Origin of the sequence: Amycolatopsis cynarae (assembly GCF_026802195.1) — a bacterium.
Classification (GTDB): Bacteria; Actinomycetota; Actinomycetes; order Mycobacteriales; family Pseudonocardiaceae; genus Amycolatopsis_E; species Amycolatopsis_E rhizosphaerae.
The window spans coordinates 4,229,555-4,244,097 of the sequence record NZ_CP113836.1; the positions used below are offsets into that span (position 1 = coordinate 4,229,555).

The following is a 14,543-nucleotide window of genomic DNA, read 5'->3' on the forward strand; positions in this document are numbered from 1 at the left end:
GCGGAAGTAACCGTCCTAAGGGACTGTTAGGTCTGCGCCGCCGCCCTTGCCGCGGACCGGGTCGGGACCGGAGGTTGTTTCCCGTCACGGACAAGGGAGTTTTCGAATGACAGCGCAGTTGTCAGGGCGGACAGCGACGCAGGCGCGCAACCGGGTGGTCGGCAACATCCTGCGCGGCTCGGTGGGCAACCTGATCGAGTGGTACGACTGGTACGCCTACACCGCGTTCAGTGTCTACTTCGCCGCCACGTTCTTCCCCAAGGGCGACGCGACCGCCCAGTTGCTCAACACCGCGGGCGTGTTCGCGGTCGGCTTCCTGATGCGCCCGCTGGGCGGCTGGCTGCTGGGCCGCTACGCCGACCGGTACGGCAGGCGCGCCGCCCTGACGCTGTCGGTCTCGCTGATGGCGTGCGGCTCGCTGCTGATCGCGCTCACCCCCGGTTACCGCAGCATCGGCGTCGCGGCGCCGATCCTGCTGGTGCTGGCGCGCCTGCTGCAGGGCATCTCCGTCGGCGGTGAGTACTCGACCTCGGCGACCTATATGTCCGAAGTGGCCACTGAAGGCAAGCGCGGCTACTACTCGAGCTACCAGTACGTCACCCTCATCGCGGGCCAGCTCGTCGCGCTCGCCGTGCAGATCGTGCTCCAGCAGGTGCTCACCACCGCGCAGCTGGACAGCTGGGGCTGGCGGATCGCCTTCGCGATCGGCGCGCTGGGCGCGCTCGTCGTGCTGTACCTGCGGCGCGGCATGGACGAATCGGCCAGCTTCGAAGCGGCGAAGGCGGCCGAGACGCGCGCCGCCAACGGCACGTTGCGCGAGCTGATGCGCCACCCGCGCGAGATCGCGCTGGTGATCGGGCTGACCATGGGCGGCACGCTGTTCTTCTACACCTACACCACCTACCTGCAGAAGTTCATGGTCAACACCAGCGGGATCAGCAAGCCGACCGCGGCCTGGATCAACTTCTTCGCCCTGCTGGTGTTCGTGGTGCTGCAGCCGGTGCTGGGCGCGCTGTCGGACCGGGTGGGCCGCCGCCCGATGCTGATCGCCTTCGGCGTGCTCGGCACGCTGATCACGGTGCCTTCGCTGACGCTGCTGGCGCACACGAAGAACCCGGCCTTCGCGTTCCTGCTGATGACGGTGCCGCTGGGGGTCAGCGCCGCGTACACCTCGATCAGCGCGGTGGTGAAGGCCGAGCTGTTCCCGACCAACATCCGCGCGCTCGGCGTGGGCCTGCCGTACTCGGTGGCGGTGGCGGTCTTCGGCGGCACGGCCGAGTACCTGGCGCTGTGGGCCAAGCAGGCCGGGCACGAGTCGTGGTTCTTCTACTACGTGACCGTGTGCGTGTTCGTCTCGCTGATCGTCTACGTCCGCATGCGGGACACCGCCAAGGACTCGGCCATGGTGCCCGAGGACTGACCGGTCCGCGCTGTTTAGGCTGTGGCCGTGCGGGTGCTGCTGGTCGAGGACGACGACGGGGTGGCCGACGCGCTTCTCGACTCGCTGGGCTCGCACGGCCACACGCCGTCCAGGGTGCGCCGCGGCGCCGATGCCCTGCTCGCCCACCGCGACGCCGAACTGGTGCTGCTCGACCTGGGCCTGCCCGATCTCGACGGCCTCGAGGTGCTGCGCAAGCTGCGGGCGGTGACCGCGCTGCCGGTCATCGTGCTCACCGCCCGCGGTGACGAACGGTCGGTGGTGCGGGGCCTGCGCCTCGGCGCCGACGACTACCTGGTCAAACCGGTGCGGCTGAGCGAACTCCTGGCCCGCATCGACGCCGTGACCCGGCGCGCCGCCCAGGCCTCCAGGCCCGCGGCGCGGACCGTGGTCGTGGGTGACGTGGAGGTGGATCTCGACGCGCGGCGGGTCTTCGCCGGCGGGCAGGAGGTCGAACTGACCCCCAAGGAGTTCGCCGTGCTCGCCGTGCTGGCCGCCCGCGCGGGTACCGCGGTGAGCCGTCAGCAGCTGATGGACGAGGTGTGGGGCGACGCCTATCTCGCCATCTCCCGCTCGCTCGACGTGCACCTCACCCAGTTGCGGGCGAAGCTGCGCCGCCCGGAACTGCTGACCACGATCCGCGGCTTCGGCTACCGGCTGGGTGCGTGAGTGCGCACCCGGGTCCTGACCGTGCTGCTGGCGTTCGTGGTGCTCGCGACGGCTTCGTTCACCTTCCCGCTGCTGGCGGTCACCGCCACCGAACGCACCCAGCAGCTGCTGCTGGCGCGCGGGTCCGATCTGGAGCGGTTCGCCGTCCTGACCGACCAGGCCGTCACGACCGGGGAACCGGGCACCCTGGCCGCGGAGATCCGGCGGTACACCGAGCTCTACGGCGAACCGGTCGTGGTGGTCACCGCCCGCCGGGTGCCGATGGTCGAAACCGGTGAAATGAGCGTTTCGGATCCCGCGGTGGCGTCACTGGTGGACGTGGTGCTGCGCAACCAGCCCGGCCCAGCGGCCGGGGTGGTGCGGCCGTGGTCGTCGGCGCCGGTGCTGCTCGCGCGCCCGGCGGGTACGGGCACGCGGGTGTCCGGCGCGGTGGTGATGCGGGCTTCGGTGCACGCCGCGGCGGCGGACGTGGCCCGCACCTGGATGCTCGTGCTCACCGGGGCCGCGCTGGTCGCGCTGGCCTGCGTGGCGCTCGCGCTGGTGGCCACGCGGTGGCTGCTGGGGCCGATGCGGCGCCTGGACCGCGCCGTGGGCCGGCTCACCGCGGGGCTGCCGCCCGAGCATCCCGCGCTGGCGGGCCCGCCGGAGCTGCGCAAACTGATCGCCGGGTTCAACCGCATGTCCGACACCGTGACCTCGGCGCTGGACCAGCAGCGCCGCCTGCTCGCCGACACCTCGCACCAGATGCGCAATCCGATGACCGCGCTGCGACTGCGGATCGACGCGCTGGGCCCGCACCTGCCCGCAACGGCGCAGCGCACCTACTCCGGCGCGGTCGGCGAACTGGACCGCATCGAGCATCTCCTCGACGACCTGCTGACGCTGGCCAGCGCCGAGCACCGCGCGGGCGAACTCGCGGTGGGCGGCCCCGGCGAGGTGTCCTGCGAGGTGGGCGCGGTGGCCGCGGCGCAGGTGCACCTGTGGGAGCCGGTGGCCGGGCGCGCCGGTGTGGAGCTGGGGTGCGCGGCCGGGCCCGGGCGGGCGGCCTGCACGGAGGCCGAGCTCGCCCAGATCCTGGACGTGCTGCTGGACAACGCGATCAAGTACACCGGGCCGGGAACCCGGGTGCGGGTGCGCACCCGCGGCCCCGTGCTGGAGGTCCGCGACGACGGTCCCGGACTCTCCGGGACCGAGCTGTCACGGGCGCAGGACCGGTTCTGGCGTGCCGAACGGCACCGGGGCCTGCCGGGCACCGGCCTGGGGCTGGCGATCGCCGAGCGGCTGGTGGCGGGCCGGGGCGGACGGCTGGAGCTGGAGGCGGCCGCCCCGCACGGCCTCGTCGTGCGCGTCACGCTGCCGTCCCCGGGCGCCCCGGAAGGGACTCCGGCGTGATCACGAGGCGAACGCTGCTGCGCACCGGGGTCGTACTCGCCGCCACGGGGGCGGGCCTGACCGCGGCGGCGCCACCGGCCGCGAGCGGCCCGTCCGGCCGGATGCGCATCGCGACCGGCGAGGAATCCGGTTTCTACCTCGCGTTCGGGCAGTTGCTGGCCGCCGAACTGCACACGGCGTACCCGGGCCTGGACTGCGTCGCGATGCCCACGCCGGCCAGCGTGGCGAACCTGATCCTGCTCGAAGCGGGGCAGGCGGAGCTGGCGATCACGTTGTCCGACATCGCCGAGGACGCCCTCGCCGGCCGTGACCCGTTCCCCCGCCCGGTCCCGCTGCGGGCGCTGGGCCGGGTGTACGAGAACTACCTGCAGCTGGCGGTGCGGGCGGATTCCCCGGTCACCGCGCTCCCCGAACTGGCCGGGCGCTCGGTTTCGCTCGGCGCGAGCGGCTCCGGCGGCGCGGTGTTCGGCGAGCGGCTGGTGCGGGGACTGCGCGACGTCTCGGTGCGGCACCTGTCCATGACCGACGCCGCCCGGGCGCTGGCGGCCCGCGAGCTCGACGCGATGCTCGTCTCCGGCGGCGTCCCGCTGCCCGTACTGTCCGATTTGGACAACCAGATCGGGATCAGGCTGCTGCCGCTGACCCCGTTCCTGCCCGCGCTGCGCACCACCGTGCCCGGCTCCGAGGTCGTCCGGCTGCCCGCGGGTGCGTACCGCCACGGCGGCGAGGTGGACACGATCGGGATGGCGAACCTGCTGGTGTGCCGTCCCGACCTGCCGGCGGAGGTGGCTTCCGACGTCACACAGCTGCTCGTGCGGCGCGCCGGGCAGCTGGTGCCCGCCCAGGCCGTCGGCACCCAGTTCCTCGACGTCCGCACCCTGATCGGCACCGGTGACGTGCCGCTGCACCCGGGCGCGGCGAACGCCTACCGCGCACTGCACGGCTGAGCGCCAACCTCGGCACCGGCCGCGCCCGGGACGCCCGTACCGTGGTGCCCATGTTCCGGGTCCTGTTCTTCCACCCCGAAATCCCGCCCAACACCGGCAACGCGATCCGGCTCGCCGCCAACACCGGGATCGAGCTGCACCTCGTCGAACCGCTCGGTTTCGTCCTGGAGGACAAGCAGTTGAAGCGCGCGGGCCTGGACTACCACGATCTGGCGCACGTGCGGGTGCATCCGGACCTGGACGCGGCGTGGAAGGCCCTGCTGCCCGCGAACGTGTACGCCTTCAGCGCGCGAGCGCAGCGGCGCTACACCGACGTCGCCTACCAGCCCGGGGACGTCCTGCTGTTCGGCCCGGAATCGGTGGGGCTGCCCGAGGAGGTGCTCTCCGCACCGCAGATCACCGACCAGGTGCGGCTGCCGATGCGCCCCGGCTCCCGTTCGCTGAACCTGGCCAACACCGCCTCGATCGCGATCTACGAAGCCTGGCGCCAGCACGACTTCGCCTCCGGCGCCTGACCCTTCGGGCGTTTATGCCGTGAAGGGTCCCTTCACAGTCATATCGACCGTGAGGGGACCCCTCGCGGTCACGGCACCGGCAAACCGGCAACCGTCAGGGGAGGCGCTGGCCGAGGACGAGGGCGGTCCCGGCGGACACGATCAGCGCCAGTGTGCCGAGCATGACCCACGGCCTGCTCGCGTCGGCTTCCTTGAGCTCGTACCCGATCTGCTCGCCGAGATCCTGGTAGACCTGCTTGAGCTGCTCGGCGGACCCGGCCTGGTAGAAGTCGCCACCCGACAGGCGCGCCACCTCCTGCAGCGAGCCGTCGTCGACGTCCACGGGCACCTGGCGGCCGTCGATCTCCACCGTCCCGTGGTCGGTGCCGAACGAGATGGTCGAGATCGGCACCTGCTCCTTCTTGGCCTCCTGCGCGGCGGTGAACGCGCCCCTCGGGGCGTACAGGTCCTCGGGCACGGTCTGCTTGCCGTCGCTCATCAGCACGATCCGGGCGGGCGGCGGCCCCTCGGCCCCGCCCACCATGGCGGAAAAGCCCTGCACGGCCTGCAGGGCGGCGTAGATGCCCTCCCCGGTCGCGGTGGACTGCGCGAGCTTGAGACCGCCGATCGCGGTGACCACGTTCTGCCGTTCCGTGGTGGGCGCCACCAGGACGGTCGCCGTACCGGCGAAGGACACCAGCCCGAGGTTGATCCCCGGGGTGAGTCCCTGGGCGAAGGCGGTGGCCGCGTCCTGGGCCGCCCGGATCCGGGTGGGCTTGACGTCGGTGGCCTCCATCGACAGCGATACGTCGATGACCAGCATCACGGTGGCCCGGTTGCGGGGCACCCTCTGCTCGGCGGTGGGGCCCGCCAGACCCACGGTCAGCAGGATCAGCGACACGATCAGCAGCGCGGCGGGCAGGTGCCGGGGCCAGCCCTGCGCCTTGGGTGCGACCCGTTCGAGCAGCTCCAGATTGGAAAAACGCAGGGTGCGCCGCCTGCGCATCCGCTGCGCCACGACATAGCCCGCGGCCACCGCCGCCACCACGATCAGCAGCAGGAACCACCACGGCGCACTGAACCCGCTCAGACTCACGCGGCTCCCCCAGACCAGCGTCGTTTGCGCGCGACCACGAACCGGACGGTGTCGGCGATCCAGTCCGAATCCGTGCGCAGGACCAGATGGGCGGCTCCGCACTGGCGCAGGGTCCTCGCCACCAGATCCCGGTGGGCCTGCGCGGCGGCGGCGAACTCGCGCCGCAGCAGCGCCGAAGCGTGCACCTCGCGCTGCCGTCCGGTCTCCGGGTCGGCGAGCACGATCGTGCCGACCTCCGGCAGGTCGACGTCGCGCGGGTCGATCACCTCGACGGCGATCAGATCGTGCCGGGCGGCCAGCGCCCGCAGCGGGCGCTGCCAGGCGGTGTCGCCCAAGAAGTCCGAGACCACCACGACCAGTCCCCGCCGCCGCGGCGGACGGCGCAACTGTTCGACGATCGAGGTGAGGTCCCCGCGGGTGCCCTCGGCGGCGCGCGGCAGTTCGGCGAGCTTGCGCAGCACGCTCCGCGCGTGCGCGCGCCCGCCGCGGGCGGGCACCCGCACCGTTTCCACCCCGTTGGACATCACCGCGCCCAGCCGGTTCCCGCCGCCCCCGGTCAGATGCGCGATCGCCGCGACCGCGCACACCGCCAGGTCGCGCTTCTCGCACAGGGCGGTGCCGAAGTCGAGGCTGGCGGACAGGTCCGCGGCCACCCACGTCTCCAGTTCCCGGTCCGCCACCGTCTCCCGGATGTGCGGCACCGTGGTGCGGGCGGTGACCGCCCAGTCCATCCGGCGGACGTCGTCACCGGGCTGGTAGGGCCGGGCCTCCCCCGGCTCGGAGCCCGGCCCGGGCACCAGCCCGAGGTGATTGCCCTGCAGCAACCCGTCCAGCCGCCGCCGGACGTCGAGTTCGAGCGTGCGCAGCCCCGCATCGAGGCGCTCCCCCCGCAGGACCGGCGGCGCCCACGAAGGACGGTTCTCGTTCTCGGTCTCCACTAGCGCCCCGGTGCCCCCATCGGGACCGGCTGCCCCGGGCCGCCCTGCGGCCGGGCGGAAACCTGCGGCAGCGGCACCGTCTGCAGCACCCGGTTGACGATGTGGTCCAGCGGCACCGCGTCCGCCAGCGCGTCGTAGGACAGCACCAGGCGGTGCCGCAGCACGTCCGGCACCACGTCCACCACGTCCTGCGGCAGCACGTAGTCGCGCCCGCGGACGAGCGCGAGTGCCCGCGCGGCGGCGATGATGCCTAGGCTCGCCCGGGGCGAGGCGCCGTAGGACACCCAGCCCGCGACGTCGGTCAGCCCGTGTTCGGCCGGGGTGCGGGTGGCCAGGACGAGGCGCACCACGTAGTCGACCAGCGCGTGGTGCACGAACACCTTCGACGCCACTCCCTGCAGCCGGACGAGCTCGCCGGGGCTGAGGATCTCGTCCGGCTCGGGCGGTGTGACGCCCATCCGGTAGATGATCTCGCGTTCTTCCTCGGCCGTCGGGTAGTCGACCACGATCTTGAACAGGAACCGGTCGCGCTGCGCCTCCGGCAGCGGGTACACGCCCTCGTTCTCGATCGGGTTCTGGGTGGCCAGCACGAGGAACGGGTCGGGCATCGGGAAGGTCTTGCCGCCGAGGGACACGTGCCGCTCGGCCATCACCTCGAGCATCGCCGACTGCACCTTGGCGGGCGCCCGGTTGATCTCGTCGGCGAGCACGAAGTTCGCCACGACCGGGCCGAGCTCGACGTCGAAGCGCTCGCTGCCCTGCCGGTAGATCCGGGTGCCGAGGATGTCGGCCGGGACGAGGTCGGGGGTGAACTGGACGCGGGAGAACGTGCCGCCGACCACGCGCGCGAAGGTCTCCACGGCCAGCGTCTTGGCGACGCCGGGCACGCCCTCCAGCAGCAGGTGCCCCTTGGCCAGCAGGCCGACCAGCAACCGCTCGACCAGCCGGTCCTGCCCGACGATGACCCGCTTGACCTCGAACACGGTGCGTTCCAGCAACTGGCCGTCGCGGGCCGGGGTCGTGGTCTGCTGCCCGTTCGTGCCCTCCGGGTAGCCGGGCTCGGTCACGGTTCCCTCCTCGCTCACGTTCGCCTCTGCCGTGCGACCGTATCGGTAGTCAATCTCACGCCCGGTGAGAGGGCTGTGAGCTTCGGGACGAGCTTCGGGCCGGGATTCTGTTCACCCGGCGCGGGTGGCTCGCAGGTCCTCGGGAGTATCGATATCGGCGCTCTCGCCGGGTTTCTCCGGCACGCCGACGATGTCGAGCGCGCCGAGGACCCCGCGCAGCGACGCGTTCTCCGGCCGGGCGGGAAGAACCGCCCTCAGCCTGACGGCCCGCCACACCCCGATCAGCCACTGCCGCCGGCCTTCGCCGTCCACCAGCACGGCGCCAGCGGAGCCGTCGCCCACCGCCGCCACCAGGCGGTCCACTGTGGACGCCGTGATCGCGGCGAGGTCACCGGCGAGCACCGCCACGAGTTCCGTCTCCGGCAGCACGGCCAGCCCGGCCGCGAGCGCGGCGAGCGGTCCGCCGCCGGGCGGTTCCTCCCGGGCCCAGCGCACCGCGGGCAGTCCCGGCCGCCGGGGGCCGACCACGACCACCGGGGAGGCGGCCGCGAGGGCCTCCACCGCGCGGTGCAGCAGCGGGAGTCCGCCCACCTCGAGCATGGGTTTGTCCACCCCGGACAGACGGCGGGCGGCACCGCCGGCGAGCACGATTCCGGCAAGGGCGGGCATGCCCACCAGGCTAACGCGTGCATTACCGGTCGGTGGCCCCGGCAACGTCGCGCGGGTGGTGGCCGTGCAGGGTCCCTTCACAGTCGATTCGACCGGGACCCTTCACGGCTCGCCCGCTCAGTCGATCAGGCGGGTGGCATAGGGGACGATGTCGCCGTAGCGGACGCGGGTCACGCGCACCACCATCCCGGACTGCGGCGCCTCGATCATCATCCCGCTGCCCAGGTAGAGCGCCACGTGGTGGATGTCGCTGCCCCAGAACAGCAGGTCACCCCGCCGCATCTGCGACAGCGGCACCCTGCGCCCGGCCTCGGCCTGGTAGCCGCTGTAATGCGGCAGCGAGACGACACCGGCGAAGGCGTAGATCATCAGGCCGGAGCAGTCGAAGCCGATCTTGCGGTAGTCGCCGTAGGCGTCGGCGACCCCGCCGTCGCGGATGCCGAGCGTGGGTCCGTAGGCGTTGCCGCCGCCCCACGAGTAGGGCACACCGAGCTGCGCCATCGCCCGGGCGATCACCCGCTCGATGACCGAGCCCACCGGGCTTCCCGAATCCGCCGGGCCTGCCGGCCCCGGCGCCGCGTGCCCCGGGCCTCGGCCCGCGTTCAGCGCGGCCTGGCGCGCCTGCTCCTCTTCCTCACGCTGCTTCTGGGCGAGCCACTCCTCGTAGCGCTGACGCTGGCCCTGCAATCCCGCAACCCGCTGCTGCGCATGGTAGAGCTGCTGTTCGACGACGTCCTTGTCGGCCTGCAGCCCGACAGCGCTGGCCGCCTGGTCCTGCTGCGCCCGTACCGCGGCCGCCTGCGCGGCGTCGGCGGCCCGCTGGGCCTGCTCGGCCTCGGCCTGCCGTTGCCGGGCCAGCCGCAGCGCGGCCCGCGCCGCGGCATCCTTGTTGGCCTTGCCGGTCTGGGCCTGGCGCATCAGGTCGAGGGCGTTGAGCTGGCTGTCGGTGACCGAGGACAGCAACTGCGCGCGGGCGAGCAGGTCCTTCGGATCGGTCGAGCCGAGGTAGGCCGAGATCGAGCCCATCGTGCTGCCCTGCTGGAAGCTGCCCGCGATGAAGGCGTCGAGCCGCGCCCGGGCGGCGTCGATGTCCCTGGCCGCCGCGTCCGCCTCCCTGCCCGCGGCGTCGGCGTCGGCTTGTGCCTGCGCCGAGGCGTCCTGGGCCCTCCGCTGGTCGACCAGGGCCTTGTTGGCCAGTTCCCGCTTGAGCTCGACCTCGTCCTGCAACGCGGAAAGCCTGCTCTCCGCGGCGGCGAGCCGATTGGTCAGCTGCCCGACCTCGCCCGCCTTGGCGTTCGCGTCGGCCTGCCCGGCACTGATCTCCGCGTCGCTCGGGTTCGGCGGCGGGGGCGGGGCGGCGGCGGAAACTCCGGTCCCGGCCAGTACGGCGGCGACCACGACCGCGCTCACGGTGCCGGCCATGACCGTCCCGGCGAAGCCGCCCCGCGTCACCCGTTCGCCTCTCGACTTCCGCACGTTCTCCGCCCCTCTTGCCGCCTCATGTGCCTCAGACGTATCACAAGCATCACGTGAAACTTGCGTCTCGCCTGCAACAACACCCCGTTCGAGGGACTCTTTCGCCGCCCGCCCTCGTCCCGGCGGTGGATCACGGCCAGGAGGGGCAGGGCGCTCACCGCGGCGGTCCTCGCGTGATTACCGGGCGGGTGAACGGGAAGTACTACCTCGGCCCGATCCGCACCGCCGTCGAACAGGGCATGAGGGTGCTGCGGAGCCTCGAGCCGGGCGACATCACACGCCGGTGGGTTCGCCGGAGGAGGTCACACCGAACGCGGGCGTGTCGCTCTTGAAGCCAAAAAAGGACAAGCGTACTGTTTGCTGTCAGGGAGCCTGCGCGCCGTCCCCGCGTCCGCGGACGCCACAGCGTGCGCAAGACTCGCTCCGGTAACCCGAAAACCGAACTGACCGGGACGGCCCTCGCGTGCACGGATCACGTGAGGCGCCTGGCAAGCCATGGAGTTGGACGTGACCGCACCAGCCAGCAAGGACAGCTTCGGCGCCCGCGACACCCTGAAGGTGGGTGACGCCTCCTACGAGGTGTTCCGCCTGAACAAGGTGGAGGGGGCCCAGCGCCTGCCGTACAGCCTCAAGATCCTGCTCGAGAACCTGCTGCGCACCGAAGACGGCGCGAACATCACCGCCGGGCACATCCGCGCGCTGGCGGACTGGGACGCCACCGCGGACCCCTCGATCGAGATCCAGTTCACCCCGGCCCGCGTGGTCATGCAGGACTTCACCGGCGTGCCCTGCGTCGTGGACCTGGCCACCATGCGCGAGGCGGTCACCGACCTGGGCGGCGACCCGGACAAGGTGAACCCGCTGGCCCCGGCCGAACTGGTCATCGACCACTCGGTGATCATCGACGTGTTCGGCCGCGCCGACGCCTTCGAGCGCAACGTCGAGATCGAGTACGAGCGCAACCGCGAGCGCTACCAGTTCCTGCGCTGGGGCCAGAACGCCTTCGAGGAGTTCAAGGTCGTCCCGCCGGGCACCGGCATCGTGCACCAGGTCAACATCGAGTACCTGGCGCGCACCGTCATGGCCCGCGGCGGCCAGGCCTACCCGGACACCGTGGTCGGCACCGACTCGCACACCACCATGGTCAACGGCCTCGGCGTGCTGGGCTGGGGCGTCGGCGGCATCGAGGCCGAGGCCGCGATGCTCGGCCAGCCCGTGTCGATGCTCATCCCGCGCGTCGTCGGCTTCAAGCTCACCGGTGAGATCCCGGCCGGGGTCACCGCCACCGACGTCGTGCTCACCATCACCGAGATGCTGCGCAAGCACGGTGTGGTCGGCAAGTTCGTCGAGTTCTACGGCGAGAGCGTGGGCGCGGTGCCGCTGGCCAACCGCGCCACCATCGGCAACATGAGCCCCGAGTTCGGCTCCACCGCGGCGATCTTCCCGATCGACGAGGAGACCCTGCGCTACCTGAAGCTGACCGGCCGCTCGGCCGAGCAGCTCGCGCTGGTCGAGGCCTACGCCAAGGAGCAGGGCCTCTGGCACGACCCGTCGCACGAGGCCGTCTACTCCGAGTACCTCGAACTGGACCTGTCCACCGTGGTCCCGTCGATCGCCGGCCCGAAGCGCCCGCAGGACCGCATCGCGCTCTCCGACGCCAAGCCCGCGTTCCGCAAGTCGGTGCACGACTACGTCGAGGAGCAGCATCCGGCTCCGCACACCAAGGTGGACGAGAAGGTCGAGGAGAGCTTCCCCGCCAGCGACGCCCCCTCGCTGTCCTTCGCCGAGGAAGACAGCGTGGACATCGAGTCCGCGGCCAACGGTTCCACCGGGCGCCCGAGCAAGCCGGTCCTGGTCTCCTCCGAAGAGCGCGGCGAGTTCGTGCTCGACCACGGTGCCGTGGTGATCGCCTCGATCACCTCCTGCACCAACACCTCCAACCCGTCGGTCATGCTGGGCGCGGCGCTGCTGGCCCGCAACGCGGTGGAGAAGGGCCTGTCGGTCAAGCCGTGGGTCAAGACCTCCATGGCCCCGGGTTCGCAGGTCGTCACCGACTACTACGAGAAGGCCGGCCTCTGGCCGTACCTGGAGAAGCTGGGCTACCACCTGGTCGGCTACGGCTGCACCACCTGCATCGGCAACTCCGGCCCGCTGCCCGAGGAGATCTCGGCCGCGGTCCAGGAGAACGACCTGACCGTCGTGTCGGTGCTGTCGGGCAACCGGAACTTCGAGGGCCGGATCAACCCCGACGTCAAGATGAACTACCTGGCCTCGCCGCCGCTGGTGATCGCCTACGCGCTGGCGGGCACGATGGACTTCGACTTCGAGGCCCAGCCGCTCGGCCAGGACACCGAAGGCAACGACGTGTTCCTGCGCGACATCTGGCCGACGTCGCAGGAGATCCAGCAGACCATCGACTCGGCGATCACCCAGGAGATGTTCGCCAAGGACTACGCCGACGTCTTCGACGGCGGCGAGCGCTGGAAGTCCCTGCCCACCCCGGAGGGCAAGACCTTCGACTGGGACGGCGAGTCCACCTACGTCCGCAAGCCCCCGTACTTCGAGGGCATGCAGGCCGAGCCGTCGCCGGTGGAGGACATCGCCGGGGCGCGGGTGCTGGCGAAGCTGGGCGACTCGGTCACCACCGACCACATCTCCCCGGCCGGTGCGATCAAGGCCGACTCCCCCGCCGGCCGCTACCTGGCCGAGCACGGCGTGGAGCGCAAGGACTTCAACTCCTACGGTTCCCGTCGCGGCAACCACGAGGTGATGATCCGCGGCACCTTCGCCAACATCCGGCTGCGCAACCAGCTGCTGGACGACGTGCAGGGTGGCTACACCCGCGACTTCACCCAGGACGGCGGCCCGCAGGCGTTCATCTACGACGCGGCGCAGAACTACGCGGCGGCGGGCATCCCGCTGGTCGTGCTGGGCGGCAAGGAGTACGGCTCGGGCTCCTCCCGTGACTGGGCCGCCAAGGGCACCAGCCTGCTGGGCGTGCGCGCGGTGATCGCGGAGTCCTTCGAGCGCATCCACCGCTCGAACCTGATCGGCATGGGCGTCATCCCGCTGCAGTTCCCGGCGGGCGAGTCGGCCTCGTCGCTGGGCCTGGACGGCACGGAGACCTTCGACATCGCGGGCATCACCACCCTGAACCAGGGTGAGACCCCGCGGACGGTGAAGGTCACCGCCACCAAGGCCGACGGCACGAAGGTCGAGTTCGACGCGGTCGTCCGCATCGACACCCCCGGTGAGGCGGACTACTACCGCAACGGCGGCATCCTGCAGTACGTGCTGCGCAAGATGACCCGCGCCTGATCCCCGGATCGGCCGAAGGCGCCGTGGGCCCGCTTCCGGGCTCACGGCGCCTTTCGTTTGCCGTGAGGGGCCCGACGGTGTCGGGTGCCCTGAAGGTCGCCTTCAGGGTCATAAACGCCCTCAAGGTCGCCTTGAGGGCACGCCCCTGCTCTCACGGCCACGTTCCGGTCCGCCCGTTCCCGGTCCGCCGGCGTCGGCGAAGCGCTCCCGCCCGAGCGCGGCGAGCAGCCGCAGCTTCTCGTGGCCCTCGGTGCGCGGGGGCGCGGTGAGCACGAGCAGCATCTGCGACTGGTCCTCGGTGAACAGCACCTGGCAGTCGACCTCGATCGCCCCGAGCTCGGGATGCAGAAGCGTCTTGTGGTCCTCGAAGCGCCGCACGACTTCGTGCCGCTCCCACAGTGCGGCGAACTCCGGACTCGCCTTCTGCAGTGCTCGGACCAGTTCCCCCGCGCGGGAACGCGCGCCCATCGCCCCGTAGGCGGCACGGAGGTTCGCCACCTGCGCCCGGCTGTGCCGATCGCGGTCCTCCTCGGGATAGCACAGCCGTTCGGCCGGATCAGTGAACCAGCGGTAGATCTCGCTGCGGGCGAGGCCCGTGTAATGGGACTTGTCGCCGAACAGGGCGCCGGCCAGCTCGTTCTGCACCAGGGTTTCGCCCAGGTTGGACAGGATCAGCGCCGGGGTGTCGGAGAGGCGGTCCAGCACGCGCAACAGCGCGGGAGCGACGTGCGTGGCGGCCGGGACGGACGCCGGAACGGCGTGCCCCGCCGTCTGGAACAGGTAGTCCCGCTCGTCCTTCGTCAGTCGCAGCGCCCGCGCCAGCGACGCGAGCATCTGCTCGCTCGGCCGCGGACCGCGTTGCTGCTCCAGCCGGGTGTAGTAGTCGGTCGACATCCCGGCGAGCGCCGCGACCTCCTCACGGCGCAGTCCGGCGGCCCGGCGCCGAGCGCCCTCCGGGAGCCCCAGGTCCTCGGGGCGGAGCGCCTCCCTGCGGTGGCGCAGGAACTCCGCCAATGCGACACGGTCCATGACACCGATT

General features: G+C 71.7%; 12 protein-coding genes. 6 read left to right on the forward strand and 6 right to left on the reverse strand.

All coding sequences use genetic code 11. The annotated features are described in order from the left end of the window. Positions 1-106 precede the first annotated feature (106 nt). From ORV05_RS20205 to ORV05_RS20225, 5 genes are read left to right on the forward strand one after another with little or no spacing between them, the layout of a single operon-like run. Positions 107-1,420, forward strand: coding sequence for an MFS transporter (locus ORV05_RS20205; RefSeq protein ID WP_268441229.1), 1,314 nt, complete (start codon positions 107-109; stop codon positions 1,418-1,420). Positions 1,421-1,447: 27 nt separating this feature from the next. Further along, the gene (locus ORV05_RS20210; RefSeq protein WP_268441230.1) at positions 1,448-2,107 is read left to right on the forward strand and encodes a response regulator transcription factor; all 660 of its coding nucleotides are present in this window, start codon (positions 1,448-1,450) and stop codon (positions 2,105-2,107) included. Then, positions 2,108-3,499, forward strand: a complete 1,392-nt coding sequence (locus ORV05_RS20215; RefSeq protein WP_268441232.1) for a sensor histidine kinase — start codon at positions 2,108-2,110, stop codon at positions 3,497-3,499. Beyond that, complete coding sequence (locus tag ORV05_RS20220; protein WP_268441233.1) at positions 3,496-4,446, forward strand: TAXI family TRAP transporter solute-binding subunit; 951 nt, start codon at positions 3,496-3,498, stop codon at positions 4,444-4,446. Before ORV05_RS20215 ends, ORV05_RS20220 begins: the two co-directional genes overlap by 4 nt. A 50-nt stretch (positions 4,447-4,496) precedes the next feature. After that, the gene (locus tag ORV05_RS20225; RefSeq protein ID WP_268441234.1) at positions 4,497-4,961 is read left to right on the forward strand and encodes a tRNA (cytidine(34)-2'-O)-methyltransferase; all 465 of its coding nucleotides are present in this window, start codon (positions 4,497-4,499) and stop codon (positions 4,959-4,961) included. A 94-nt stretch (positions 4,962-5,055) separates the two neighbouring features. On the opposite strand, the gene ORV05_RS20230 is transcribed toward ORV05_RS20225, so the two are convergent. From ORV05_RS20230 to ORV05_RS20250, 5 genes are all read right to left on the reverse strand, one after another. Next, complete coding sequence (locus tag ORV05_RS20230) at positions 5,056-6,036, reverse strand: VWA domain-containing protein (RefSeq protein WP_268441236.1); 981 nt, start codon at positions 6,034-6,036, stop codon at positions 5,056-5,058. After that, a complete protein-coding gene (locus tag ORV05_RS20235) occupies positions 6,033-6,974 on the reverse strand; it encodes a DUF58 domain-containing protein (protein WP_268441238.1) in 942 nt (313 codons plus the stop codon). The genes ORV05_RS20230 and ORV05_RS20235 overlap by 4 nt, the downstream gene beginning before the upstream one ends. Beyond that, positions 6,974-8,041 (reverse strand): AAA family ATPase, encoded by a 1,068-nt coding sequence (locus tag ORV05_RS20240; RefSeq protein WP_268441239.1) that lies wholly within the window; start codon positions 8,039-8,041, stop codon positions 6,974-6,976. The genes ORV05_RS20235 and ORV05_RS20240 overlap by 1 nt, the downstream gene beginning before the upstream one ends. Positions 8,042-8,152: 111 nt before the next feature. Next, on the reverse strand, positions 8,153-8,710 hold the full coding sequence (gene mobA / locus ORV05_RS20245) for a molybdenum cofactor guanylyltransferase (protein ID WP_268441241.1): 558 nt from the start codon (positions 8,708-8,710) through the stop codon (positions 8,153-8,155). Positions 8,711-8,827: 117 nt separating this feature from the next. After that, positions 8,828-10,132 (reverse strand): NlpC/P60 family protein, encoded by a 1,305-nt coding sequence (locus tag ORV05_RS20250; protein WP_268759832.1) that lies wholly within the window; start codon positions 10,130-10,132, stop codon positions 8,828-8,830. Positions 10,133-10,681: 549 nt separating this feature from the next. On the opposite strand from ORV05_RS20250, the gene acnA reads away from it, so the two are divergent. Further along, positions 10,682-13,504, forward strand: a complete 2,823-nt coding sequence (gene acnA, locus ORV05_RS20255; protein ID WP_268441243.1) for an aconitate hydratase AcnA — start codon at positions 10,682-10,684, stop codon at positions 13,502-13,504. 120 nt (positions 13,505-13,624) lie between these two features. Here acnA and ORV05_RS20260 read toward each other — a convergent pair whose 3' ends face one another. Next, positions 13,625-14,533, reverse strand: a complete 909-nt coding sequence (locus ORV05_RS20260) for a helix-turn-helix transcriptional regulator (RefSeq protein ID WP_268441244.1) — start codon at positions 14,531-14,533, stop codon at positions 13,625-13,627. Positions 14,534-14,543: the final 10 nt, after the last annotated feature.